Raw genomic sequence first — 26616 nt, forward strand, 5'->3', positions numbered from 1 at the left:
CCCTGCAGATGCATAATCAAATAAGTTTGTCTCGGGATTATAGCTTCCGTAGAACATCGTAATAAACATACTTGGATCTACGTTTCGCTCTACAATATTGTTCAAGTTCTCTAATACATAACTTGGATTTTTTCTTGAGTCCGGTAAGCTGTCCATTGCATACTTGATCATAGACATACACATTGCAGCTGGAATTCCTTTTCCGATCACATCGGCAATGGCAATACTTAACCCGCCGTGCTCTTCTTCTACAAAGTGAAAATAATCTCCGTTCATCTGTTTAGCCGGTACGCTAATCGCACCAATTTCTAAAGTTGAACTAGCCGGAACCTTTGTCCCCAACAGCGTCTGCTGGACGTTAGCGGCAACTTCAATTTCAGAACGAAGTTCCCGCTGCTTATTTTTTAATGTTTGATGCTCACGAAGAGCAAGACCGTAGCTAATCATTACCTCAAGTAAAAAGTCCAGAGAATGCAGCACTTTTTCTGGAATATCAGAATAAATTTCTTCAATCACTTCTTTATGAATGCTCACAATATCTTCTGGCGATATTTCATTCTCTAAAGATTTTCTACTTAGTTTTTGTCCTTGATACAAAATTTGTTCATTTTGTGTTTGGATATAGTTCCCCAAAATATCTTTGTATAAATCTCTCATCTCTTTATCAAAAGACATTATCTATTTCCTCCTACCGGAGCCACTTAACTGCTTTAATCTCAGTACCTTCTCCGACATTTGTTTCGATGTCAAACTCATCCATCAATCGTTTTACCCCAGGAAGCCCAGCTCCTAGTCCACCCGATGTTGAGTATCCATCTTCCATTACTTTGCGAACGTCGGGGATACCTGGCCCTTCATCTGTTGCTACGACAAGAAGACCGTTTTTTCCTCCACGATTTAATTTCTCAATATAGATTTGACCCTTACCCGCATATAGGTAAATATTACGAGCTAATTCAGAAATGGCGGTTGTAATACGAGCTTGGTCAACTGTTCCAAACCCTAGCTCTTTCGACACATTTCTACCTAATTGGCGTGCCGCTACGATGTCCCATTCTGTTACGATTTTTACGCTGGATTGGAATTCCATATACTAATCCCCCAATTCCGATTGGAGTTTCTCAAGACCTTTTTCTAAATCGAGTGCAGTAAGAACATCATTTAGGCCAATCCCTAACTCAACAAGTGTAATAGCTACTGCAGGCTGGATACCTGTTAATACTACTCTAGCCCCCATCAAATTAGACATGCTAACCACGTCACCTAAAACTTTTGCGATGAATGAATCGATCATATCAATTGAAGTTAAATCGATTACCACTCCTTTTGCTCCAGTTTGATGAATTTTACTTAGCAAATCTTCTTGGAATTGAATAGCCGTTTGATCATCCAGCTCCCATTGAATGGATACCAATAAATAGTCGTACAATTTCAAAATGGGTATTCTCACGTTTATTCCTCCGATTCTATATCAACTATTTTCCGCTCAGTCATTTCTAACGCAAACTCTACACCTTTTTTTAATGAATTTTTCGTAATAATTTCGTTTAAGTTAATACCTAAGTTCACAATAGTCTGAGCAATTTCCGGACGAATTCCTACTAACAAACACTTGGCTCCAACCAAACGTACGGCTTCAGCAGCTTGAATAATATGATGGGCAACCATCGTATCCACTACTGGTACTCCGGTAATATCTATTAATACGACCTCTGATCGGTGCTTTACGACACCTTGCAGTAAGTTTTCCATAATTTTCTTTGCGCGATCAGTGTCAATTGTTCCTACAAGCGGCATTACTGTAATTTTATCAAATACCGGTATTAATGGAGCAGACAATTCTTGAAGTGCAACTTTTTGCAACATAACTGTATTTTCCCACGAGTTGGAGTATTGTTCTACTATTTTGTTATAAATAGGGCTTAACCATTTGTCAAACCGATAGAATAATTCAGAATGAGTTTGGTCAGCCTTTACATGTTCACTGTTTACATACCCTTCGACCACTACGTGACCCAAGTTACGTACACCCTGTGTTAAATAAGCAAGAGGCCATCCTAAACTCACAACTCGTCCTACTACTTCCTCTAGTTCCTCTGCAAAATTTTCCTGATCACGGAATGCTTTTGCCAAAAGTAAATTTACAAAATCAGAGCTTACATTTACGTACACTTGCTCGGATACAATGTTTTTAATGCGCTCTGTTTCCACATCATTCATTAACACTAGCCATCGATCAAAAATTTCTGATTTATGATTTTGTATATAATTGAATAAATCTTGATTCATGAGGTCCTCCTTGTGAGTCAATACACTCATTTATATCTATATATATATTATCATTTTTAAAACGTTTCTTATTACAATATACGTTTACTGATTATTCCTAGTCAAATTAAAAAAGTTGCTCATAAAGGAGCAACTTAGCATAAATGGAAGTATAATTCTAAAAGTCGATAAGTCCTACACTGATTTGCAAGGCTTCATCCACTCTGTCCATCATTTCATCATCTAAATGGGTAATCTTGTCTGTTAGCCTCTGTTTATCAATAGTACGAATTTGTTCTAGTAAAATAACTGAATCTCGCTCAAATCCATAGCGCTTTGCATCAATTTCAACATGCGTAGGTAACTTTGCCTTTTGAATTTGAGCAGTGATCGCAGCTACAATAACAGTTGGGCTAAAACGATTGCCTATATCATTTTGAATGACAAGTACAGGGCGAACGCCTCCTTGTTCTGAGCCAACAACAGGAGATAGGTCAGCAAAATAAACGTCGCCACGTTTGACTACCAAGTCATTACCCCCCGCTTACTAAACGATCCACAGTATGATCAGCTTCATACTCTGCTAGAAAAGCCTCGGAAGCAATATTTAAGTTTATCTTTGCCATCTCCATATATCCACGTCTCATTGATTCGCGAATATGGCGTTTTTTTCGCTCACGAAGGTACAATTTTGTTGCTTGGTGAATAAAATCACTTCGGTTGCCATTTTCTTGTTTAACCATAAGATCGAGCTCCGATACTAAATTTTTCGGTAATCTTACTAGGATTTCTGTAGTTGCGCTCGCTTCAGACACAAACATACACCTCCAACATCAATACACACACCAATAGTCTCATCTTTCCTTATCATAACATTGATTAGCTTTAATGGAAAGTTAATTCTGTCAATTTCTACACTATTATCGTCAATTGATACCCTCTTTTATGCATGGAAGTTATTATTTTATTGTCTTGTGTTAGCAGACTTTTTATGTTGACTCAGGAAGATGTATATTCAGCGCAAGATATAATTATTAACATCAATGTGCTGCGAATCTCTTGTATAAACCCTCGGAACCCTTGCTGCAACCATGCAAGGGATTTCATAATTAATTGTTTCAAGATGCTTCGCTACTTCATCAATTGTAATTTCAGCACCTTTTTGTTTTCCAATAAATGTTACTTTTGTACCCATTTTATACATTTTAGGTAATTTAATCATCAATTGATCCATGCAGATTCTACCAACAATTGGCACTTTAACTCCATCTACTAATACTTCAAAATTGCTTAATTTACGAATCCAGCCGTCTGCGTATCCTACTGGAATAGTAGCAATCCATTCATCTTCTTTAGCTTCATAAGTAGCTCCGTAACTGATATGACTCCCTTTTTTGACTTTTTTAACATGCACAATACGGCTGTGCAGCGAAAAAGCTTGTTTTAACGGAATTGGCAAGACTTCTTTTAATTCCTCAGAAGGACTCAAGCCATACATAGAGATACCTAAGCGTACGCCATTAAAGATATCTTTCGGACGACGAAGCAAGGCTGCGCTATTTGCACAGTGAATCATCGGAGGTGTAAAATTATATTCTTTCACAATTCGAACCATTTCTTCAAAGAATGTGTATTGTTCTTCAAAATAAGTCGAGTTTAGCTCATCTGCTGTTGCAAAGTGTGTAAACACTCCATCCAGCACGAATCCCGAATGAGAAGCGATGATCTTCATTGTTTCGTGTAATTCTTCTTTTGTTCTAACTCCCAAGCGACCCATGCCTGTATCTATTTTTAAATGCATATGCAGCTGACTGTTTTCACCTAGAATGGAAGCCGCTTCTTCAATCCAAGCTTTGCTATAAGCAGTGACCGTTACATCCCACTCCAATGCAGTTTGAATGTGTAGGGTAGGCACGGCGCCTAATACTAAAATGGATTCCTTTATTCCTTTTTTCCGAAGAGCAATAGCTTCATCCAAAAAAGCTACAGCTAGCATATCAGCACCAGCTTGAAGCGCAATCTCTGCTACTTCTTTATCTCCATGCCCGTACGCATTCGCCTTCACTACGGCCATTAACGTTTTATGCCCCGGTATCAGTTCTCTTACATGATTCACATTTTGAAAAATGGCTTCTACATCAATTTCTGCCCATGTTTCTCTATAAAATGCATCCATTACTACGACACTTCCTTTTTTCAGAACCATTCTAAACGTACTTTCCTCTGTTAGTATAATACATCTATAGTCAAACTTCATCTCGATCTTTATTCAAATTACGCAAGAACAAGCCTACATATATGCAGGCTTGTAAGCTTCTCTTATTTTCCCATCTGACTTTGCACAGATCTAGCAACTGTACTCAATTCATCTGGTGTTAGCTGATCAGAAGCCAGCATAAAGTCTACTCCATTATATGTCCAAGATAGACTTTTATCCGTTAAAGCTCCCACAGTAAAACCTAAATCAAATGGCTCTCCGGCAGTAACTGTAGATGTTGCTGTTTTAGCTACTTGTGCTTTTTCTTGTACAAGCGTAAACGGCTTTTCTCCTTTGTACATTAAAACGACTCTCTCGCCATTTTCCGTCTCAATTTTCTTTTCCTTGGACAGCTTTGTACCTTTTGGAACATCCTTAGGATAAAGGACGCTAAATGATCTCTGCTGAGCTAATGTCGGAACGTCAATCTTTGCACTTGTCATGTTTCTTTTTGTATCAAAAGCCCCTTTATCAAACTTAGAATCGAATTTCACCTTAGAGAAATCAACTTTTATTAACACTTTGTTATCCGTATCCATAATTTTAACCGAAACAGGCGCTAAATCACTTTTGTTCAGCGTAATTTCTTGTTTAGGAAGCATCGTGCTATTTTGATAGTTGGTTTTTGTTTCAAAAATATAATGCTTATTTGTTGATTTAAAACTTGCCTTTTCATCCTTCACAATATCTTGGACAAGAGATTCATACAAATAAGCTTGACTGCTATTTTGTGGCCAGTCACTTTGAAAACGAAAGCTTTTATTTAAGGCGGGCGTTAAAACAAAAACCCCTTCATCATTACGCAAAATCATTTGGCTTTGATCTTTCTTTGTATTTTTCAAATTCACTCGATAATACATAGGCTTACTATGCCAAATCTCTACATCGTATACTTGAGCATCTTTCCCTGTATTCAATGTCATCTTAGCATCTGATTTATACCCCGCCATTTCTTGTACCTTGGCATCCAATGCATCTGTTACATCCTGCTGACTTTTTTCACCGCATGCTGATAAGGCTAAGAGAAAAAAGGCGCAAACAAATAAGCCAATCCATTTTTTATGCATTTCCCCAACTCCTTTATTTCGTATATTCACAGCTAAACGGAGAAGCAAGAACATATCTTGTCTCCCCTATCCACACTATGAATATATGAACAAGAAATAGTGAATATGCAGACTAGCTTGACAAGCGTTCAATAATTACTTGAGCAATCGCATAGTGCGCACTGTGGGAAATAGATACGTGTATGGACGCGTCCAGTGGTTGTTTTGTAACAATGTGGGGCTTTCCTCTTTCATCATTCACGATTTCGATATCTTGGAAGCTGAAATCTTTTCCTATTCCTGTTCCAAGAGCTTTCGAATATGCTTCCTTCACAGCAAATCTCCCTGCTAAAAATTCGATCTTACGTCGGCTTGATAGCTTTTCATAGCGTTCTTTTTCATTTTTTGTTAAAATCCGAGTAACAAAAGCACTTTGACGCTGCACCATTTTTTCAATCCGCTCTAACTCTGTAATATCAATTCCAGTTCCTATAATCATTTTCATTTAATCCTCTCTTACAGAATAGTATATAAAAATGCCTTTATAAAAAGGAGTGACAAATATGTTCGTACGCACAGAAAATGCAGCTGAATTTAAACGTTTTTACCCTGTTACCTTTACGCTTATCTGCATTCACATTGCGCTATGGTTACTTGCCGCTCTTCCCTCAAACCTTGCAGAATCTTTTATACATCAGCTTATCGGTGTGAATAGCTTAATTTCTCAAGGAGACTACTGGCGACTTTTCACACCTATCTTTTTGCATCTAAGCTTTTCACACCTTCTTTTTAACTCATTTTCATTGTTCTTGTTAGGGCCAGGTGCTGAGCGTATTCTTTCTTCTTATAAGTTTCTTCTATTCTACCTTACGTGTGGATTTCTTGGAAATATCGTTACATTTCTAACCCAATCTTCTTTTTACAGCCATGTGGGTGCATCCGGTGCCATTTTCGGGCTGCTCGGGTTTTACCTCTACCTTGTAATAAAACAAAAACATATGCTTTCTCAAAGTAACCAGCAAATCATTATCGTCTTCTTAATTATTGGATTACTTTCAGGTCTGCTAACGCCAGGAACCAACAACACAGCTCATTTCGTTGGAGGTATTGCTGGATTTCTTCTCGCTTTTCTCGCGTTCAAACAGAAAAACAAGCCACAGATATGAGGCCTGGTTTAAGATTTAATATAAAAAGTGGATGAGTTAATAAATTCCACATCTTCATAAGACTTCAAGTCTCTTACTAACTGAAAGAGCGCTTCATCTTTTTTCTTAGCTTCAATCATGCAATCAATTTGCGGTATCGTTCCATTTACTTCTTTTAAAAAGCTGTAAAACCCATGAACATCGATATAATCTGCATGGGCTCTAAATTCTTTATCACTTTTAGGACTAGATATATGCATTTTTAGAGGAAGCGTTTCCTGTTCCCACGTTCTAGTGATACGGTCCCAATGCTCTTGCCATGAAGTTTCATCGTTGTTTGCCTGATGATGATGAAGATCAAAAATGATTGGGACATTTAGTTTTTCACATAAATACAAGACGTCCTTTATATGAAAGGTTGTATCGTCGTTTTCTAACATAATCATTTGCTGAAGGGATTGAGGTACAAGCCCCCAATTATGAATAAACTGCTCCAATGCTTTTTCTTTATCATTATAAGCCCCTCCGACATGTAAAACACAGCGATTTTGAAGCGGAATATCCATTCCTTTTAGCAACTTTTGATGCATGCGAAGAGTTTGGATAGAATGCTTAAAAACCTCTTTATCCGTTGAGTTTAAAACAACAAAATGATCCGGGTGAAAATCTACTCGCATTGGATGTTCCTTCAAAAATACAGAAATACGCTGAAGAGCATCCTTTAAAGGAGCTATGTAGTTCCACTCTTTTAGCGCCTCATGGTTAGCTAATGGAATTAACTTAGAACTGAATCGAAAAAACTCAATTTCACTCCACGCATTATGTTTTAATAAACGTAAGCAGTTTTCTAAGTTGGATATTGCAATACGTTCGAGCTTGCGAATGGCCGCTTCATGGTCTTTCACACGCTGAAATTGTGCAAAAGTCATTGTTTGAGAAGGAGAACTATTTTCCAAATGAACGCTCATCGCCACATAACCTAACCGAACAATGGTCGACATCAGTGAACACCCCATTTTATTTTACTCATAGTGTGCACCAATAAAATAGCAATTAACACATAAAAAAAACGAGCCTGTTACGGCTCGTTTTTATTTTACGCTTTGCTGCGAGAATCTTTACGATTACTGCTGCTATTACGATTTCTATTATCACTGCCGTTGCTTCCACCGCGACGCTTGTCACCAAAACGTTTTGAGTTTCCACGACGATTTTGTTGTGAGTAGTTTTTAGAGTTAGAACGTGAACGACCTCCGCCATTTCCACGTTTGTTTTTATCACCTTTTGCAATTACCGGTGGTTCAGCAGTTAATTGAATTGGTGATTCGTTTGGTTCTTTTGTAAATAATTTGATCGCTGCTGCCACTAATGAAACTGAATCGTGCTCTTCAAGTAACTCTTCTGCCAACTGTTTGTAGTAAGATAAGTTGCCTTGTGTCACAGATTCTGTTAATTTGTCAGCTGCAATACGCTGTTGACCTTCCATTGCTTCATCAAGCGTTGGAGGAGTAAGACGCTCCATTTTACGTTTTGTTGTACGCTCAATATTGTGTAACTGTCCAGTTTCTCTTGGCGTTACAAATGTCATAGCAGCACCCATTTTACCAGCACGTCCTGTACGTCCGATACGGTGTACATAGCTCTCTGGATCTTGAGGGATATCAAAGTTGTATACATGAGTAACACCAGAAATATCAAGTCCGCGTGCAGCTACGTCCGTTGCAACTAATACATCAATAGAACCTTCTTTAAATTGACGTAGTACAGATAAACGTTTCGATTGCGTCAAGTCACCATGGATACCTTGTGCAGAATAACCACGCATATTTAATGCTTCTGATAACTCATCAACACGGCGCTTTGTACGACCAAAGATGATAGCTAATTCAGGTGATTGCATATCTAAAAGACGAGTAAGGATATCAAATTTACGCTTTTCTTGTACTTCTAAATAATACTGCGTAATGTTTGGCATCGTTACTTCTTTTGCTTGTACTTTTACCACTTTTGGTTCGTTCATGAATTTTTCAGCAATGCGACGGATTGGAGTAGGCATTGTTGCTGAGAATAAAAGTGTTTGGTGGTTCTCAGGTACGTTTGATAAGATTTTTTCAATGTCTTCGATGAATCCCATGTTTAACATTTCATCTGCTTCATCTAAAATAACTGTATGAACATCTTGTAGACGAAGTGTACGACGATTAATATGATCTAGCATACGCCCTGGTGTCCCTACGATGATATGAGGGTGCTTTTTCAATGCACGAATTTGACGACTGATATCTTGACCACCGTAAATTGATAGCACGCGTACGCGCTTTGTTTGACCAATTTTGTAAAGTTCTTCAGATACCTGTACAGCAAGTTCACGAGTAGGAGCAATAATTAACCCTTGAATTGCATCTACGTTTACATCAACTTTTTCAATAAGAGGAATACCAAATGCCGCTGTTTTCCCTGTTCCTGTTTGTGCTTGTCCGATCAAATCGTGACCTTCTAGTGCTAATGGGATAGTTTCTGATTGAATTGGTGTTGCTTCTTCAAAACCCATTTTACTCACAGCTTTATTAAGCTGTTGACTTAATCCTAAATCTTGAAATAATGCCAAGTTTTTCAAACTCCTTTTATATTTAGACTATCTATATTTTACAAAAAAAAGCATTCTCCGAGGAAACGGAAAATGCTCTAAACGACTACTTCAATAAATTCAACGTTTAGAGTATAAGCGCCTCAAGACACTCAGACTACATCATAACACTATGGCTTTCCGTTTGCAATAGAGCTTACTTATACTCTTTTTAATATCACGGTAATTTATGCATCATTTTTGAGATAACTTCCTCAAGCTTCATCCCTCGAGATGCTTTCACTAAAACCACATCTTCTCTTGTTGTAATCGCTGTTAATTTTTTAACAAGCTCATCTTTCTCCTCAAAGTGCATTACCTTATCTTCTGCAAAATTATTTTTTGCTCCTTGCTCAATTTCAACAGATAAGGGGCCGTATGTTAGAACATAATCAATTTTTTCTGCTTGAATAAACTCTCCCACTTCTTTGTGAAACTCTTTTTCCTGATCGCCTAATTCAAGCATATCCCCGAGAACAAGAATTTTTTGCTTATAGCCTTCTAAATCATGCATCAACGTGATAGCAGCTTTAACGGACGTTGGGCTTGCGTTATATGCGTCATTAATGAAGGTCAAGCCATCTGTTCGTTTCACGAGCTCCATACGCATATTGGTTAGCTTTAATTCTTTTAACCCCTTAGCGATTGTTTCATTGTCTAGTCCAAAATAATGACCTACCGCAATAGCAGAAAGCGCATTGTGAACATTATGTTTACCTAATACCGGGATAAAGAATGGATATGTTGTTTCACGTGAAACAATGAATGTTGTGCCTAACTCTTCAGCTGAAATAGCACTTGGATACAAATCGTTTTGTTCTGAGCTGCCAAATGTCACCGTTTCAAATACTGGATTAACAACGCGCGACGTTAAAAGTGGCTCATCACCATTATAGACAAGCTGACCTGTTGGCGCTAAGCCGCTTGTAATTTCTAATTTTGCCTCCGCAATTCCATCACGGCTTCCTAAGTCTTGAAGGTGCGATTCTCCGATATTTGTAATAATGGCTACATCAGGCTCCGCTAAATTAGAAAGAAACTCAATTTCCCCTCGGCTGCTCATGCCCATTTCTAAAACTGCAATATCATGAGTTTCATCTAAACGCAAAATAGTAAGCGGCATACCAATATGATTATTAAAGTTTCCATCTGTTTTCAGAACGCGGTAAGTTGTATCGAGCACAGCTTTTACCATGTCTTTTGCTGTTGTTTTTCCGTTACTTCCTGTAATGCCCACTACTTTAATATCTAACTCGTGACGATAGGATTTCGCTAATTGCTGAAGAGCTTCTAGCGTATCATCGACTAAAATAACACTAATGTCTGTCGGTGGATTTTCTTCATCTTTGTTCCACAGTGTAGCGACCGCTCCGTTTTCAATTGCTTTATGAACAAATGCATGCCCGTTAAAACGTTCCCCTTTAATTGGGATATATAAATTACCTTGCTGAATGGTTCTCGTATCAATTGAGACTCCCTCAATTACAGCTGTTTCGTTTCCGCTATGAAATACACTTCCTGGAATCATTGTAGCTAGCTGTGTAAGCGTACGTTTAATCATTGTTGGTTTGCTCCTCTCGATATAAAGTTAACTATGGATAACATTAATTGAAACTAAACACAGAAACACTATTCATGATGAATAGTGTTGTGTGAGTTACATTGTGTGTTTAATTTGCTGCTTTTCGGTATGACGTTCAATTGCTAGTGATACAAGTTTTTCGATTAAATCTGGATATTCAACACCTGCGTGTTTCCACAATAACGGGAACATACTGAAAGGTGTAAAACCAGGCATCGTATTCACTTCATTAATAATGAATTTACCTTCTGATGTTAAGAAGAAATCTGCACGTACAAGACCAGATCCATCAATTGCTTTAAATGCTTTGATTGCTAGTGCTGACATTTCTTGATGCTGTTCTTCTGTAATTTCAGCTGGAATAATAAGGCCTGTATCGCCGTCTTCATATTTGGCTTTGTAATCGTAAAACGCTTTTTTAGGTAAGATTTCTCCAACTACTGAACAAGCTGCTTCATCATTACCTAACACACCAATTTCAACTTCACGACCAACTGCTGCTGCTTCTACAATGATTTTCCGATCGAATAAGAAAGCTTCAACAAATGCCGCTTCTAACTCTTCACGGTTATCACATTTGCTAATCCCAACGCTTGAACCTAAGTTTGCTGGTTTAACAAAGCAAGGGTATCCAAGTGTTTCTACTTTTTCATAAGCAGCCGTTCGATCTGCTTCCCACTCGCGGCGGATAAATGATACGTACTCTACTTGAGGGAGACCTGCCTGTGCAAACAGCTGCTTCATTACAACTTTATCCATACCAGCTGCTGAAGCTAATACACCGTTTCCAACATAAGGAATATTCAATAATTCTAATAATCCTTGTACCGTACCATCTTCTCCATTTGGACCATGAAGAAGTGGGAAAATAACATCTAGCTGATCATCTGTTTTTGAATCTGTTAATGCAAACATTTCCGTATTCAATGAAACTGGTGAAATAGCAGTTCCGTTATCTTGAATTTCTAATTGAGCAACTGTTTCAAGCGGACCAGTCAGCTGTGTGCCGCGAATCCACTTTCCTGTTTCTGTAATGTAAATTGGATGCACTTCATATTTATCGTGATTAATTGCTTTTGAAACTGCTAGAGCTGTTTGTAAAGATACTTTATGTTCAGCGGATTTTCCTCCGTATAAAAGGCCAAGCTTAATTTTCACTGATGTTCCTCCTAACACATATTCATCTTTTCTATTTTATCATGCACGTTTAGATAGTAAACAGAAATATTAACTATTATTACGTATGTCAAAATAGCTAGGCTTGTGAAAGAAATTCCAGCTTCTCCTTTCATTATTTAAAATGACCTTTTCACTTGGATCATTTATTTTCGAAAAAACTTTTTTGATTTTAAATCTTTTTTAAAAGTTTATTTGTAAAGTTTATTTATACTAAAGATCACCATCAATAATCGAAACTATAGTTCTGGTATAAATCAGGAGGTTCAACAAACATGAGTAAAATGGGAAAAACGATGATTGCTGCATGCAGCGTAGCCATTGGAAGTATTTATGCAACTGGTTATATAAACACTCTATCTGATGCACAAGCTGTTCAAGTCACCCCGGCTCATCATCAGAAGAAAACGACGGATCAAACAGACAATCAAACGATTGTCAATGACAGCTGGGGAGAAGATATAGCTTCTTCTAATCGGAACCATTCATCAGCGAGTGCCGAAAGTTCTGCTCCTAAAACGAAATACAAAGATGGAACGTATTCTGGCCAAGGAAGCAACCGTATCGGAACTGTCTACGTATCCGTGACCATTAAAAACGACCGAATTGATACAGTTGAAATTACAGAAGCAGATACTCACTATTCTCAAAGTTACATTGAGGGCCTTCCGGCTCAAGTCGTACAAAGACAAAGCTCAGATGTCGACGTCGTGAGCGGAGCAACGCTTAGTACAGAAGATTTTCAAAATGCCGTGGACGACGCACTTCAGCAAGCAATGAATGCATAAAGGAGAAACGAATGATGTCCATAAAAACATATAGCCGCTCCGTATTATGTATGGGAACAACCGTCTCCATTCAAGTAATTGCTCCCCAATCAGAAGAAGCAAATGTCCTTCACCATATCTCAAAGGCATTTACTATTTTTAAAACCRTTGAAACGACATGCAGTCGATTTGATGCCAAAAGCGAAGTTATGAAACTAATTAGACATGTCAAAGAGCCTGTTTCTGTTAGTCATCTATTATTTGAAGCCCTTCATTTCGCTGTCTTAGTAGCAAATGAAACGCATGGAATCTTTGACCCAACGGTAGGAAAGCAATTAGAAAACCGCGGTTTTAATGAACATTACTTATATGGAAAACCCGTACAAGTGAACGAAGCAGTCGATTCTGGAAGTTATAAAGACATCGTATTGGATACACATAAAAAAACGGTTTGTTTACAAAAACCGATGATTATAGATCTTGGAGCGGTCGCCAAAGGGTTGGCGATTGATTTAGCTGCCCGCTCCCTTCCTTATCAGCATTTTATGATTAATGCAGGAGGAGACATCCTAGTTAAAGGACGCAATCAACACGGAGAGTTGTGGAAAGTTGGGATTCAGCACCCTGTGATTCAAACGCAGTCACTACTGACTTTACGTGTAACAGATACGGCTGTCTGCACATCAGGAAATTATGCTAGAAAAAATAAGACACATCCATCAACGCATCATTTGGTTAATCCCTTATCTCCATCCACTCGAAGCAGTCTGTTGAGTTGCACAGCTATTGCTCCTTCTGCCATGCTGGCCGATGCATTATCTACGTCAGCTTTTATTTTAGGAGCGGAAAAAGGAGTAAATTTATTGAATGATGCCGACATACGCGGCGTGCTCTTCGACTCTAGTTTCACTCCTTTTTTTACATCAGATATGGAGGAATTAATAAATTATGACCACACGTTCTGAACGAAGAAGCGGTGTTAAATATATCAGTACACCAAAAGGTTATATTACTGTAGATGAAAACAAACCAAAAGAAATAAGTCTTTGGGTGCAGCTAGTTAAAACCCCTAAAAGATATGTAATCGCTATGCTTCTGCTTTTAACTTTATTAGGTGAATTCAACTCTTCTGCCTTTCAAGGATTAGGACACCTACTGCTTGCCGTATGCTCGGCGGCTGCCTTAGATTTAGGATTTTCTTTTGCTTATAAAAAGAAAATTCAGCTTCCTGACGGCGGAATTATTACTGGATTAATTATTGCCTTAGTACTCAGCACCTCTACACCTGCTTGGGTCACATTTTGCACTGTAGCTGTTGCGATTTTATCGAAGCACTTCGTAAAAGTAAAAAAGAAGCCTATTTTTAACCCTGCTGCTTTTGGTCTTCTCTTTTCACTTATTGTCTTTTCAAGCGGCCAAAGCTGGTGGGGAAGCTTATCTTTACTACCCGTATGGCTCATTGTATCCGTGTTTGTGACGGGTTACCTTGTGACGAGTAAGGTAAATAAATTCCCTCAAGTATTTGCGTTTTTGGGCGTGTATTTTGCTATTTTCACGATTATGTCATTAATAGGAGTAGGCGATGTAGCAGATGCTTTACGAGCTCCTTTTGTTAATTCCGCTTTATTTTTAGCCTTCTTCATGGTGACGGATCCGCCAACTTCTCCTGCCAAGTATAAAGACCAAATAAAATTCGGGCTGCTTGCGGGGGCGATTAGCGCTATAGATTACTTAGTTTTTGGCGGCCTTGCCTATTTATTAATTGGCCTGTTACTTGCTAATGCATGGAAAGCGTGGAAGACCGCCACTAAAAAAGTGATGAAAAAAGCTGCCTGATGATAGGCAGCTTTTTTCATAGCGGAATTTTCACATGAAATTCCGTAACCACGTTTTTCTGGCTAAAAACCTTAATTTCTCCGTCGTGAGCTTGTACAATCCATTTGGCAATCGCGAGACCTAAACCTGACCCTCCTTCGGCACGTGCTCGACTCTTATCACTTCGATAAAAGCGATCAAACACATATGGAAGGTCTTTCGCTTCAATTCCAATGCCTGTGTCTCTAACGATTAACGTCATAGAGTGATGATGTTTCTTTAGACTGATGTGAACGCTTTCTCCCGATGGAGTGTATTTAAAAGCGTTATCTAATAAAATCATACATAGCTGATGAAGTCGTTCTTGATCTCCTCCGCACATTAACGATTCAATTTCCCTGGTAAAGTGCAGCTCCTTCAGTTCAAATATGGGCTCAAATTGATTAGCTACTTTATCAACCAGCTCGCCCATATTAAAGACCGTTTTGTTTAGCAGCTGCGCACTTGAATCAGATCTAGCCAGTGTTAGTAAGTTACCCACCAGCTTCGTCATCCGCTTCACTTCGTTTAAGCTTTGATAAATATTTTCGCTTTCTTGCTCGATCGTATGATTTGGCCGTCTAAACAATAGCTCGAGATGCGTTTGCATCACGGAAAGAGGCGTTCTTAACTCATGGGAAGCATCTGCAATAAATTCGACCTGTTTGTTCCACGACTTTTGTATAGGTACAAGCGCTCGATTAGCTAAAAACAAGCCAGCCACAAGCGAAAGAAGCAGTCCAATAAACGCTGAAATGATAAGAAGAAAAGCAAGGTGCTCTAAGGTTTGAGTTTCTGGATCTACGTTTAAGACAAGTTGAATCGTTGAAACGTCTTGATCTTTTATATACCCTTCGTTTTTCACATTCATCACTCGATAAGCATGACCGTTTACCTCTTGCGACGTTTGGGCTTTCCCTTCTGAGAGCGCAGGCTTAAAGTCGTCAATATCGTTTGTATATAACCCTTTTTTAGGTGTGATTTTGATTAGTTTTTTATCACTGCTCCAAAGTAAAAACGCAACCCGTCTTTCTGTTTCTCTCTCATTATTTTCCTGAATCTCATGTAAGTTTCTTTTTTTAACTTGCTCGCTCATCTCACTTAACCGATTGTCTGGATTTAAAAAAATAACATGCTGCATATAAAAATATAAAACTAAACTAAAAATGCTCAAAATAACCATCAGCACGATTGTGTTAAATAACACAAGCCTGATTCTCGTCTTTTTAAACATGCTCTTCCCCTTTTAACATAAAGCCTACGCCTCTCACTGTACGTACATAACCGTCACAATTAAAAGGCTGAAGCTTCTTTCTTAAATGGTGAACATAGACGTCTACTACACCCACTCCTACGTCAGATGTAAATCCCCATACGCGATTAAAAATTTGATCTCGAATAAGGATTTGTTCTTTATTTCGAATAAAGTATTCCAAAAGCTGAAATTCTTTAATCGTTAACGTTAGGGCACTCCCATTTATCATAACTTCATGATTGGCTTCTCGTATAGAAATGGGACCATATGAAATCATGCCTTCTTCTGCCTGCAAGTCTCTGAGCATCACCCTTAACCTCGCAAAAAGTTCAGCCATAGCAAAAGGCTTAACCAAATAATCATCAGCTCCATAATCGAGTCCTTTCACTCGATCTTCTACACTATCTTTTGCAGTGAGAAAAATAACTTTCGTCAGCACCTTTTGTTTTCTTAGTTTTTTCAGTATGTCAAGTCCTGTCATACCCGGCAGCATAATATCTAAAATCAAAGCATCATAAATATTCTGCTCTGCTAAAAACAAACCTTCATCTCCTTCAGACGCACAATCAACTTCATATCCTTCTTCTTTTAAGCCTTCTACGATACCGTGTAATAAGGAAGCATCATCTTCTACCACAAGTACACGCATATCAAATTCCCCCTTTTGTGAGTACCTAAGTAAGCATTATCTTAGCATGTCACTTTTAAAAATTTTTTAAAACTAACGTGTTATCATCTCTTATACTTTATAAAAAAAGTTATGTCTGCAAGCAGACATAACTTTTAACTAAACGCTATTTATGATCAGGACGTCGGTAAATGAACACCGCTTCTTTTGGCAGTTTACCAAACAAAAAGCTAGCAAACGGTAAAAGACGATGACATCCCCAAATGATGAGGTAACAGCCCGCTAATGTTAGAATATAGCGTGCCAAGATTTCAATGTGAAACATATAGTTGCCTTGTATTGGTACTGCTTTTGCCACAAAGTTTAAAACCATTGGGTGAATCAAGTAAAAGCCAAACGAGTACATGGCAATATTTTTAACAACCGTCACGGACTTCGCAGAAAGCTTTTCAGCTAATATCTCTGCAATTCGGAAGAAGAAATAACTTCCAGCAACCAAATAAAGCGTATTAACAGCCTCATACGTAAAGCCTGAAATGTGGATTGTCTTCATTGTGTACAAGTGATAATTCAACAGTGAAATAGCTATTCCCGATCCGAGCGTCACTAGAAATAATACAATATTCGAACGACTGTACTTTTTATCCACTTGCTCGCGATAATAAATGCCAATCCAACCGCCGAGTAAAAACGTAGCCATTGTATTTAAAAATAAATTAAATGAAGTGATATGATACGTATTGTTAAGCATTAAATAACCAAGCTGAATGATGATGCCAAACAGCCACATGTATTTTTTAAAAATGGTTACTTTTTGTGCTAGCCATACAAAAACCGGCAGCACGAGATAAACTTGTACAATTAAAAAGATAAAATGAAGCTGATAGTAGGACTCTCCGCGTAAAATACGTTTCACAATATCAGCTGCATTTAATTCTGTTGCTCCTACATAGTACGAATAAAATTCATAAATAAGTGCCCAAATAATATAGGGAACCAAAATATATGTCACTCTTCGAGCATAATACGTTTTCCATAAAGTCTTTGTTAAAGGCTTGTTAATATAACTATAAAAGAAAACCAAACCTGTGATCAGAATAAAGATTCCTGCTTCAATTCGAACAATTCGGTTAAGAAAATGATATTTCTGATAAGCTTCGCTTGCAAATGGCAGTACCGTTGCATATGCTGCTGTTACATGTACGAGCACAACCATCATCATAGCGAATAATCGTAAAAAATAAATGGATTGAATATGCTGCTTTTGTTTTTGCTTCACTTTTTCTCTCCTATATAATGTGAAATATAACTTCTAGATGAATAATAGAACATTCAATTTTTTCTTATCTTTCCCGTTTTACAAATAAAAAAGCTAATAACACAAAATAAATGTTATTAGCTTTACTCGTTTGTATTTTATCTTTCCTCTTGCTATCACGCAACTGAATTTACAAAAACAATAAAGAACTTAAGTACAAATACCTAATTAAGTTCCTTTTATTTACGGTGCATTTTAAATTCTAAAAATAATTCATTGTAATAAGCAAGCATTCGTTTGCCTAAGTTATTATATACTTCAAGCTTTTTTGTTAGTTCTTCCTCTGGATAAAAACGTTCATCTTCCGCTACTTCTTTCGGCAAATAATCTAACGCTTTTTTATTAGGGGTRGAATACCCTACATATTCCGCGTTTTGAGCAGCATGTTTAGGATCTAGCATAAAGTTCATGAATTTATGTGCGCCTTCTACGTTTTTAGCCGTTTTTGGAATAACCATGTTATCAAACCATAAATTCGAACCTTCTTCTGGAACAACGTAATTCAGCTTATCGTTTTCACTCATGATCTCAGAAGCATCGCCTGACCAAACAACGCCAATTGCCGCTTCTTCATTTGCTAGGAGCATCTTAATCTCGTCTCCTACAATGGCTTTAACATTTGGTGTTAATGTATCAAGCTTTCTTTTTGCTTCTTGAAGATGGGCTTTATTCGTATCATTTAATGAATAATTTAAGCTGTTTAGCCCCATTCCCATCACTTCTCTAGCGCCATCTGCAAGTAAAATTTGATTTTTCAGCTTAGGATCCCATAAATCATTCCAACTTTCTATCTTCTTGCCATGAATCATATCAGAGTTATACACAATACCCACAGTTCCCCAAAAATAAGGAATAGAGTACTTATTGCCAGGATCAAAGGATAAGTCTAAAAAACGCGGATTAATGTATTTTAAATTAGGCAGCTTCGAATGATCAATTGGCAATAGTAAATTTTCTTCCCGCATCTTGCTAATCGCGTACTCAGAAGGCACAGCAATATCAAATGTCGTACCGCCTTGTTCAATTTTGGTCATCATTGCTTCATTCGAATCAAAGGTCTGATAAATGACTTTAATTCCGGTTTCTTTTTCAAACTGATTCACTAAATCAGGATCAATATAATCTCCCCAATTATAGACAGTCAGCGTATCTCCTCCAGAGTATCCTTCGGCATTGTTCAACTGATGAACCACATACATAAGAACGAAAGAAAGGATGACGATGAAGATAAACGGCTTTGCTAATTGCTTCATTTTCCAGTCGCCACCCCTTTCACTTTATTGCTATATCGCTGACTGATAAAGTAATAACCAATCACAATCAGCACGGTAAACATGAAAATAAGAGTAGAAAGAGCATTGATTTTCAGCGAGACCCCTCTTCTTGCTAACGAGTAAATTTCTACTGAAAGCGTGGAAAAACCGTTCCCGGTCACAAAGAACGTAACCGCAAAATCATCCAAAGAGTAAGTTAAAGCCATAAAAAAGCCTGCAAAGATACCCGGGCGAATAAATGGCAATACCACTTTCGAAAGTACTTCAAAGCGGCTTGCGCCCAAATCACGGGCTGCATCAAGCAGTGTCGGACTCATTTCCTGCAGCTTAGGCAGAACCATGATGACCACAATCGGTACACTGAATGCAATATGCGCTAATAATACCGATATAAATCCGAGCTTTACACCGATAATGGTAAATAGAATTAAAAAAGATGCGCCAATAATAACATCTGGACTCACAATTAACACATTATTAAATGTTAACAGCGTATTTTGAACACGTCTGCGCTTCACGTATACGATAGCAAGTGCCCCTATCACGCCAATAATAGTTGAAATACCGGAAGACAGTAGAGCAATAATAAGAGTATTCAAGACAATAATAAGCAAACGCGTGTCTTGAAACACTTCTTTGTACCAATCTAACGTAAACCCTTCAAATTCACGCATGTTTCCTCCGCTGTTAAAAGAGTAATACATTAAATAAAAAATGGGCGCGTATAAAATGAAAAATACAAAAAATAAATAAAGGTGGCTGAACTTCCACTTTCTCTTCATTTTACACACCTCTCTTTCCAGTGCCTGTTATGAGCATCATAACGGCCATCGCAATAATTAAAAAGACGGCTATTGTGGCGCCCATGCCCCAATCCTGCGTCACTAAAAAATGTTGTTCAATCGCTGTTCCCAGTGTAATGACGCGGTTTCCAGCAATTAAACGCGTAATCATAAAGAGTGATAGTGCTGGAATAAAAACAGCCTGACAACCTGATTTAACCCCTTCTAGCGTTAGCGGAAATACCACGCGCTTAAATGTCACCCATGAAGATGCCCCCAAGTCTCGCGAAGCGTAGATAAGCGAGGGATTAAGTTCTTCTAAAGAGTTAAAGATCGGCAAAATCATAAAGGGGATAAAAATATACACCGATACAAATACAAAACTAAAGTCAGTAAATAAAATTTGATGAGTACCAAGTCCTAGAAATTCAGTAAACTTATTAACCGTACCATACGTGCCAAATATACCTAAAAAAGCATAAGCTTTTAATAATAGGTTAATCCACGTCGGTAAAATAATCAGTAGAAGCCAAAGCTGCTTGTGCTTAAGCTTCGTTAGTAAATAAGCTGTAGGATAAGAAAAGACCAAGGAAAATAACGTAATTAAAAAGGCATACCAAAATGAACTCAGCGTCATCTGTAAATAAACTGGGGTGAAAAATTTCTTATAGTTTTCAAGCGTCAGCTCATTATCGATGTTGAAAAAAGAATAATAGACAACTAATACAATGGGAGCAACTACAAAAAGCAAAATCCATAACACGTACGGGACTAAGTAAATATTTCTTGATTTAGTTTGCATCGTAATCCTCTTCATAACCTTCGAGTCGCTTATCGAATTCTTCTTCCGTTTCATTAAATCGCATAACATGAATAGCTTCAGGTTCAAAATATAAACCAATTTCTTCGCCAACCGTTGCCTTTTTCGTAGAGTGAACGAGCCACTCATTCCCTGCATGGTCATAGCCTAAAATTTCATAATGGACTCCTCTGAACAGCTGTGAATCTACACGAACCTGCAGCTTTCCTTGATCGGAGCTTGTAATGGCTAAATCTTCAGGGCGAATCACAATTTCAACCTGCTCATTTTGGTTTAATCCTTGATCGACACATTCAAATTGCTGGCCGCCAAACTCCACTAAAAAGTCAGCAATCATTTTACCTGGTACAATATTTGATTCACCAATAAAATCGGCAACAAAACGATTAATTGGCTCATCATAAATATCTGTAGGTTCCCCGCTCTGCTGAATTCTTCCTTTATTCAAAACAAAGATTTCATCGGACATCGCAAGCGCTTCTTCTTGATCGTGCGTAACAAAAATGAACGTAATACCTAGACGACGCTGTAATTCTCTTAACTCGTATTGCATTTCTGTACGCAATTTTAGATCAAGAGCTGAAAGCGGCTCGTCCAGCAAAATGACTTCGGGCTGGTTTACAATTGCTCGTGCAATTGCTACACGCTGTCTTTGGCCGCCCGACATTTCCTTTATTTCTCTGTTTTCATATCCTTCTAAGTTAACAAAACGAAGGGCTTCTTTAACTTTTATTGCAATATCAGCATTTTTCATCTTCTTGATTCGAAGACCAAATGCTACATTTTCAAATACATTCAAATGGGGGAAAAGCGCGTAGTCTTGAAAAACCGTATTAACCTGTCGTTTGTTAGCCGGGACATCATTAATTCTTTTCCCATTAAAATAAATCGTTCCGCTTGAGGCTTCCGTAAAGCCTGCAATTAATCGTAAAATCGTTGTCTTTCCACATCCCGATGGACCTAAGAGGGTATAAAATTTCCCTTTTTCAATTTCAAAGCTTACATGATCCAATACAACTGAATCATTATCATATTGCTTGGTCACATTTTCAAATTGAATAATTGTATTCGTAGATGTCATTTCACTTCACCTCTTTTGTTCTATAAATAAGACTCTGTCGCCACGATAATTAACTCTGTTATTCCGTCATGAGCATTTAAAATCTGATGTTCTTCAGAAGCTTGAAAATAGATGGTTTCTCCTTGTTTGGCTTCATATATTCTGCCTCCAAGCTTTACCTTCACACACCCGCGCAAAATGTAGCCAAACGTTTCTGAAAGGGAAGGCTCAAATCTCTTAAATGCACCCTTTTCATGAAGAATAAGACGAATCGGCTCCATTTCTTTTTCATTTGATTCATGCACAAGCCACTGAATATGGTAACCTTTTTCATCTTCGCAATAACTCGTGTAGTCTTCCTCTCTGTATACAACCTTTTGAACATGCGTATCAATTTCGAAGAATTCTTTCGGTTCGCACCCTAGCACTTCCAAAATACTAAAAAATGTTTCTAAAGACGGTGAACTTAAATCGCGCTCTAGCTGGGAAATATAGCCTTTACTTAAATCAGTACGTTCTCCTAGCTCTTCTTGTGTTAAACCTTTTTTTAATCGTAAATTTTTAATTTTCTTTCCTATTTCCATACTCTCGATCCTCAACTGTATTTAAAATTAGCAAACAGCATGAATGATTGTTCATGCTGTTCCAAACTCAAGTTTTGTTTTACTTAACTTAAAGTTTACTTTTAACCTTAAAATATTATACATGAATTATTTTTTAGTACAACCTTAAACACTTAAAAAATAAAAACTCCTTTTATATTAAAAGGAGTTTTTATTTTTATTTATACAACTTATGCGTTTCGTACTGTTTCCCGGATAATGTATCAAACTCAACTTCATGGTAATCTTGAAGTTCTTTTGCAGCTTTTTTAGATAGCGCCGCCGGATCATCGACTAGCTTTCCTTTCGAATCTATATACATATTTGAACGAAAAGCCGGCACTTCTGTTTTCATTTGATTCAACTGATCGTAGAACAGATTACTTTTGTAACCAAGAGATTGAGCAAGCGTCGGAGCAATATAAATAGGACTCATCGTACCGAGATTTTTATCTATTTTCGTATCGTAATTAGATAAAAATAAGAGCGGCGTTTCATAAAATTTTTGAGATGTTTGCTGCGTTTTCTCGTTTCCAAAACCCGTTTCTTTGTAAGCTTGAAGGTTTTGGCCAAGCGCCGGCAAATGATCTCCCCAAAATACTACAATGGTCGGCTCGTCCAGCTTTTGAATTTCATCGTTCAATCGTTTTAAAGCAGCATCTGAACGTTTAATTCCTTCAGCATAAATTTCAATTTCCTTTTGCATTTCCGGTGATAACCCTTTACCGGTTACCTTAATGGTTTCCTGACCATTATACTTATCCGCCGAATAAGGAAGATGATTTGCAATCGTTACAGCATGCACAAATGCAGGCTTTTTCGACTGACGAAGCGTATCGAGTACTTCATCAACTACCGCTTCATCGGAAACAAACTCTTTGTTATCTTTTTGCGTATGCTTCATTTCATCAATAAACTTCACTTGATCAAATCCCAAGTTTGGATATACATTTTGTCTCATATAAAGCATGCCGCTGTTTGGATGCATAGCTGTTGTAGCATAGCCTTGCTTTTCTAAATAAGAAACAAAAGACGGATATTCTTTTTTACTCAATACATGCTGATAAGGAAGGCCTCCAGGGTTAAAGAAAGACAAAGAGTAGCTCGTCAGCGCTTCGAACTCCACATTAGCTGTTTCCCCGCCAAACGAAGGACTTAAAGACCATCCGGAAGGATATTTCTTTTGAAGTTCTCTTGTATTTTTCATTGGATCTTCAGAGAACGTCACGTTAAGCTTTGTTGGGTCCCAAAATGTTTCGTTCATCACAAACACAACGTTTGGTTTGACTTCAGTCTTGCTTTCTTGTGTTTTCTCTTCCTTTGACTGAATGCGCTTTGCCACTTTTGCCATAGCTTCTTCTGAGTAGTCATCCGGCTCTTGCAGCACATCTGTTTTAACATTTGAAATCATGCCAATAACAGGTCCATTATAGTAATAATTATTTTGCTGATTCCAAGGCATAAGCGCAGCATATTGATCATAATATTTTTGAGCAAACGAGTGTTCAAAGAATAAAAATGATTTCATTAAAAAGATGAGCGGCAGAATCATAATAATTCGAAGAAACCATCGAATTTTAATTTTCGGCAAGAAAAACCAAAGAGTAATCAGTACGATAATAGATCCAATAACTCCTATTACAATAGGAATTGAAATCGAATCTTTAATCATCGGAATAACTTCTTTTAACTGACTGGCCTGAATAAAATCGTTTGGGAACAATGGTTCATTTCGAAAGATTTTTTTGTAATAGTTTACGAGAGCTAAAATAAAATACAGAACAAAGGCAATCCCAGACCCTAAATAAGCTTCCCCTACTAGCATAATGATCGCTAGTGTTAACAGCGAAAGCAAAAATACCGTAAAGAGATAGCGTTGAGAGTACGCCTGCATCCACTCTATTGTTTTGCCTGGGTTATGTATATCAATATGATAGACAACAAAAACCATGGCAGAAACAGCTGCTACTGCAATTGAAAACACAATTGCCGTAAAAATGGCATACCACTGCGAAGCTTGTATTCTCTCTATCTGATTAAACCGAAGTAGCAAATAGAAAGTGAACGCCCATAAAACAAGGGAGCATCCCCCTATTAATACTACGAACCCAGCTGTATGGATTTGGGCCCAGTCAAACAATATCTTTGTGTCATTTGATACATTAAACATAACAACACTGTATAAAAAAACGCTAAGCAGCCCATACGCTGCCAGCATTGGCAAAGAACGATACAAATGTTTAAACATAACCTTAAGCCTCCTATTTACAATATCTTAACACTTTTAATATGATTTTAACATTCCTATCTCTCTCGCTTTCACGCCTAATTTCCCCATGATCATACCACTAACATTTCCCGAGAAATTTCACACGAAAAAAGCCCGCTTTTCTTATGAAAAGACGGGCCTCTTAGCTGTTTTATACGTATGTAAAAATTGCTGTTATGAACGTTCTTTCAACGCTTCTGCTTTTAGCAGATCGCGAATTTCTGTTAAGATCTCTTCTTCTTTTGACAGAACAGCCACTTCTTCCTCTACTTTCTCTTCTTCTTTTCTCTTAAAACGATTAAAGAAACGAATAAATAAGAAAATCGAGAATGCGACAATTAAGAAATCAACAATTGTTTGAATAAAAGATCCATATAATACCTTAGCATCTCCAACCGTGAAGGATAAATCTTTAAAGTCTATCCCTGCTAACAACAAACCAATCAGCGGCATAATAATATCATTTACAAGAGACGTTACAATTTTTCCAAATGCCGCTCCAATAATAACACCGACAGCTAAATCTAATACATTTCCACGCAAAGCAAACTCTTTAAATTCTTTAAGCATCTGTTTCTTCCACCTCCTGCCCTTCATTTCAAACTTTCATGATAATACATCCTAAATTAAACATACAAGGTGCATTTTCACTTTTCTCTTTTTCATGAGATATGTACCAGACCTTTAGTTGTATTTCTGCCCAGATTTTTACTTTATATTCGCTTATAAATAAAATGCACTTTCAGTTTTCATTCAGGAAAGATTCATATTCAGTCCATTTTCCTTTTATACACTAATAGCATGTAATTCACCAAATAAGAACGTGAGAAAAATTATACTGCGAGCAGCTGCTTTATGCCTCGTAGCTATTATCAGCATTTCTTATACAGCAAGTGGAGATTTAATTATTATTAATAAAAAAAACAAATCAGCTTGCTTATTTTCATAATGGAAAGTTAGAAAAAACGTATTCAGTAGCTACGGGAAAAACATGGAGCGATACGCCGGTAGGCTTTTTCAAGATTGTTAACAAAATTAAAAATCGTCCTTACTATACAGGGCATATTGCAGGAGGCGCTTCTAATAATCATCTTGGCTCTCGCTGGCTAGGGCTTAATGCAAACGGAACAACCGGCGACACATACGCTATTCATGGGAATAACTCAGAAGATAGCATCGGCAAATATGTAAGCCACGGCTGCGTACGAATGCATAATCCGGATGTCGAAGAATTATTCAATAAAGTGGCAGTAGGAACATCTGTAACTATTACGTATTCATCAAAAACCTTTGAAGAGCTGGCAAAAGTATACGGCTACGGACAGCTATGAAAAAATAAAAGCTTATCCAAGAAATCTGGATAAGCTTTTATTCTTCTCTATTCCCATACATGAGCTCCGTACTGTGTGAATATAGCTCAATAATATTCCCAAACGGATCTTCACAATAAACCAAGTAATAAGGTTTTCCTGGTCTTGTATTCCATACTTGGCTTCGCTTTTTACCGCCTGATTGTTCGATTTTATCCGCTAACTTTTCCACGTCATCGGCTATTAAGCACATGTGAAAATAACTTTGATACTGCTCATCGCTGTCTTTTAATACAAGAGACATTTGCGGCTTATTAAATTCAAACAGTTCAATGCCTACCTGGTTGTCAGCTGTCATGTGAGCATTTTTCATTTTTTTGATATGAGACCCCAGTAAATCTTGAGTCATATTTTCAGCTTTTTCTTCCTCCGCATTAAACATATAAGGACCGGCAATCAGCTTAAAACCTAAAACTTTTCCATACCACTGCACGGCTTCTTCTACATCAGGTACAGCTAATCCAACGTGCGTAATAGCTACCATTTTATCACCCTCCTATACACAAACATTCCCTTT

General features: G+C 37.6%; 28 protein-coding genes and 1 pseudogene. 5 read left to right on the top strand and 24 right to left on the bottom strand.

The features are described from left to right. The 9 genes from AC1DRF_RS01890 to acpS form a co-directional block, all read right to left on the bottom strand. The coding region (locus tag AC1DRF_RS01890) for a phosphatase RsbU N-terminal domain-containing protein (protein ID WP_477740281.1) at positions 1–675 on the bottom strand (675 nt) is incomplete at its 3' end. A 13-nt stretch (positions 676–688) separates the two neighbouring features. Next, positions 689–1090, bottom strand: coding sequence for an anti-sigma regulatory factor (locus tag AC1DRF_RS01895; protein ID WP_013055007.1), 402 nt, complete (start codon positions 1088–1090; stop codon positions 689–691). A gap of 3 nt (positions 1091–1093) precedes the next feature. Next, positions 1094–1450 carry an STAS domain-containing protein gene (locus tag AC1DRF_RS01900; protein WP_013055006.1) on the bottom strand — a complete coding sequence of 119 codons (357 nt, stop codon included), beginning with the start codon at positions 1448–1450 and terminating at the stop codon, positions 1094–1096. A gap of 2 nt (positions 1451–1452) precedes the next feature. Continuing rightward, positions 1453–2289 carry an RsbT co-antagonist protein RsbRA gene (locus tag AC1DRF_RS01905; RefSeq protein ID WP_013055005.1) on the bottom strand — a complete coding sequence of 279 codons (837 nt, stop codon included), beginning with the start codon at positions 2287–2289 and terminating at the stop codon, positions 1453–1455. A 157-nt stretch (positions 2290–2446) separates the two neighbouring features. Next, entirely contained in the window at positions 2447–2797 is a 351-nt protein-coding gene (gene ndoA / locus AC1DRF_RS01910; protein WP_013055004.1) for a type II toxin-antitoxin system endoribonuclease NdoA, read from the bottom strand. A 4-nt stretch (positions 2798–2801) separates the two neighbouring features. Continuing rightward, on the bottom strand, positions 2802–3083 hold the full coding sequence (locus AC1DRF_RS01915; protein ID WP_013055003.1) for a CopG family ribbon-helix-helix protein: 282 nt from the start codon (positions 3081–3083) through the stop codon (positions 2802–2804). 200 nt (positions 3084–3283) lie between these two features. After that, positions 3284–4525 carry an alanine racemase gene (gene alr, locus AC1DRF_RS01920; protein WP_425262921.1) on the bottom strand — a complete coding sequence of 414 codons (1242 nt, stop codon included), beginning with the start codon at positions 4523–4525 and terminating at the stop codon, positions 3284–3286. Positions 4526–4587: 62 nt separating this feature from the next. Beyond that, entirely contained in the window at positions 4588–5646 is a 1059-nt protein-coding gene (locus tag AC1DRF_RS01925; protein WP_043977822.1) for a LolA family protein, read from the bottom strand. A gap of 58 nt (positions 5647–5704) precedes the next feature. Continuing rightward, the gene (gene acpS / locus AC1DRF_RS01930; RefSeq protein WP_230185248.1) at positions 5705–6070 is read right to left on the bottom strand and encodes a holo-ACP synthase; all 366 of its coding nucleotides are present in this window, start codon (positions 6068–6070) and stop codon (positions 5705–5707) included. 64 nt (positions 6071–6134) lie between these two features. On the opposite strand from acpS, the gene AC1DRF_RS01935 reads away from it, so the two are divergent. Further along, the gene (locus AC1DRF_RS01935; protein WP_097825545.1) at positions 6135–6737 is read left to right on the top strand and encodes a rhomboid family intramembrane serine protease; all 603 of its coding nucleotides are present in this window, start codon (positions 6135–6137) and stop codon (positions 6735–6737) included. Positions 6738–6745: 8 nt separating this feature from the next. On the opposite strand, the gene uvsE is transcribed toward AC1DRF_RS01935, so the two are convergent. From uvsE to AC1DRF_RS01955, 4 genes are all read right to left on the bottom strand, one after another. Beyond that, positions 6746–7717, bottom strand: a complete 972-nt coding sequence (uvsE, locus tag AC1DRF_RS01940) for a UV DNA damage repair endonuclease UvsE (RefSeq protein WP_035336061.1) — start codon at positions 7715–7717, stop codon at positions 6746–6748. A 95-nt stretch (positions 7718–7812) separates the two neighbouring features. Further along, positions 7813–9324 (bottom strand): degradosome RNA helicase CshA, encoded by a 1512-nt coding sequence (cshA, locus tag AC1DRF_RS01945; protein ID WP_016762753.1) that lies wholly within the window; start codon positions 9322–9324, stop codon positions 7813–7815. 196 nt (positions 9325–9520) lie between these two features. Beyond that, entirely contained in the window at positions 9521–10903 is a 1383-nt protein-coding gene (locus AC1DRF_RS01950) for a UDP-N-acetylmuramoyl-tripeptide--D-alanyl-D-alanine ligase (RefSeq protein ID WP_230185233.1), read from the bottom strand. Positions 10904–10999: 96 nt separating this feature from the next. Next, a complete protein-coding gene (locus tag AC1DRF_RS01955; protein ID WP_013054995.1) occupies positions 11000–12082 on the bottom strand; it encodes a D-alanine--D-alanine ligase in 1083 nt (360 codons plus the stop codon). Between the two features lie 293 nt (positions 12083–12375). Between AC1DRF_RS01955 and AC1DRF_RS01960 the strand changes: the two genes are divergently transcribed. The 3 genes from AC1DRF_RS01960 to AC1DRF_RS01970 are packed head-to-tail and all read left to right on the top strand — an operon-like array spanning position 12376 to position 14703. Beyond that, positions 12376–12888 carry an FMN-binding protein gene (locus AC1DRF_RS01960; RefSeq protein ID WP_043977815.1) on the top strand — a complete coding sequence of 171 codons (513 nt, stop codon included), beginning with the start codon at positions 12376–12378 and terminating at the stop codon, positions 12886–12888. Between the two features lie 14 nt (positions 12889–12902). Next, positions 12903–13832 carry an FAD:protein FMN transferase gene (locus tag AC1DRF_RS01965; RefSeq protein WP_477740282.1) on the top strand — a complete coding sequence of 310 codons (930 nt, stop codon included), beginning with the start codon at positions 12903–12905 and terminating at the stop codon, positions 13830–13832. After that, positions 13816–14703, top strand: a complete 888-nt coding sequence (locus tag AC1DRF_RS01970) for an RnfABCDGE type electron transport complex subunit D (protein ID WP_043977811.1) — start codon at positions 13816–13818, stop codon at positions 14701–14703. The genes AC1DRF_RS01965 and AC1DRF_RS01970 overlap by 17 nt, the downstream gene beginning before the upstream one ends. Before the next feature lie 16 nt (positions 14704–14719). Here the strand turns inward: AC1DRF_RS01970 and AC1DRF_RS01975 are convergent, their stop codons facing one another. The 10 genes from AC1DRF_RS01975 to mscL all read right to left on the bottom strand — a co-directional run bounded on the left by AC1DRF_RS01975 (position 14720) and on the right by mscL (position 25299). After that, the gene (locus tag AC1DRF_RS01975; RefSeq protein ID WP_477740283.1) at positions 14720–15955 is read right to left on the bottom strand and encodes a sensor histidine kinase; all 1236 of its coding nucleotides are present in this window, start codon (positions 15953–15955) and stop codon (positions 14720–14722) included. Then, positions 15948–16625: a response regulator transcription factor gene (locus AC1DRF_RS01980; protein ID WP_013054991.1), complete on the bottom strand. Its 678-nt coding sequence runs from the start codon at positions 16623–16625 to the stop codon at positions 15948–15950. The genes AC1DRF_RS01975 and AC1DRF_RS01980 overlap by 8 nt, the downstream gene beginning before the upstream one ends. 145 nt (positions 16626–16770) lie before the next feature. Continuing rightward, entirely contained in the window at positions 16771–17883 is a 1113-nt protein-coding gene (locus tag AC1DRF_RS01985; protein WP_230185236.1) for an acyltransferase, read from the bottom strand. Positions 17884–18101: 218 nt separating this feature from the next. Beyond that, positions 18102–19175 (bottom strand): ABC transporter substrate-binding protein, encoded by a 1074-nt coding sequence (locus AC1DRF_RS01990; RefSeq protein ID WP_230185237.1) that lies wholly within the window; start codon positions 19173–19175, stop codon positions 18102–18104. Beyond that, positions 19172–19978 (bottom strand): ABC transporter permease, encoded by an 807-nt coding sequence (locus tag AC1DRF_RS01995; RefSeq protein ID WP_043977800.1) that lies wholly within the window; start codon positions 19976–19978, stop codon positions 19172–19174. Before AC1DRF_RS01995 ends, AC1DRF_RS01990 begins: the two co-directional genes overlap by 4 nt. 1 nt (position 19979) lies before the next feature. Beyond that, positions 19980–20780 carry an ABC transporter permease gene (locus tag AC1DRF_RS02000; protein WP_016762745.1) on the bottom strand — a complete coding sequence of 267 codons (801 nt, stop codon included), beginning with the start codon at positions 20778–20780 and terminating at the stop codon, positions 19980–19982. After that, positions 20770–21879, bottom strand: coding sequence for an ABC transporter ATP-binding protein (locus AC1DRF_RS02005; RefSeq protein WP_028410433.1), 1110 nt, complete (start codon positions 21877–21879; stop codon positions 20770–20772). The genes AC1DRF_RS02000 and AC1DRF_RS02005 overlap by 11 nt, the downstream gene beginning before the upstream one ends. A 20-nt stretch (positions 21880–21899) precedes the next feature. Next, positions 21900–22442: a helix-turn-helix domain-containing protein gene (locus AC1DRF_RS02010; RefSeq protein WP_013054985.1), complete on the bottom strand. Its 543-nt coding sequence runs from the start codon at positions 22440–22442 to the stop codon at positions 21900–21902. A gap of 196 nt (positions 22443–22638) precedes the next feature. After that, entirely contained in the window at positions 22639–24708 is a 2070-nt protein-coding gene (locus AC1DRF_RS02015; protein ID WP_477740284.1) for a sulfatase-like hydrolase/transferase, read from the bottom strand. 195 nt (positions 24709–24903) lie between these two features. Continuing rightward, entirely contained in the window at positions 24904–25299 is a 396-nt protein-coding gene (gene mscL / locus AC1DRF_RS02020) for a large conductance mechanosensitive channel protein MscL (protein ID WP_477740285.1), read from the bottom strand. A gap of 253 nt (positions 25300–25552) precedes the next feature. Here mscL and AC1DRF_RS02025 point away from each other — a divergent pair. Further along, a pseudogene (locus AC1DRF_RS02025) lies at positions 25553–26060 on the top strand (L,D-transpeptidase). Positions 26061–26097: 37 nt separating this feature from the next. Here AC1DRF_RS02025 and AC1DRF_RS02030 read toward each other — a convergent pair. Next, a complete protein-coding gene (locus AC1DRF_RS02030; RefSeq protein ID WP_427077033.1) occupies positions 26098–26583 on the bottom strand; it encodes a VOC family protein in 486 nt (161 codons plus the stop codon). Positions 26584–26616 lie beyond the last annotated feature (33 nt).

This window comes from Priestia sp. P5_B4 (genome assembly GCF_056400385.1).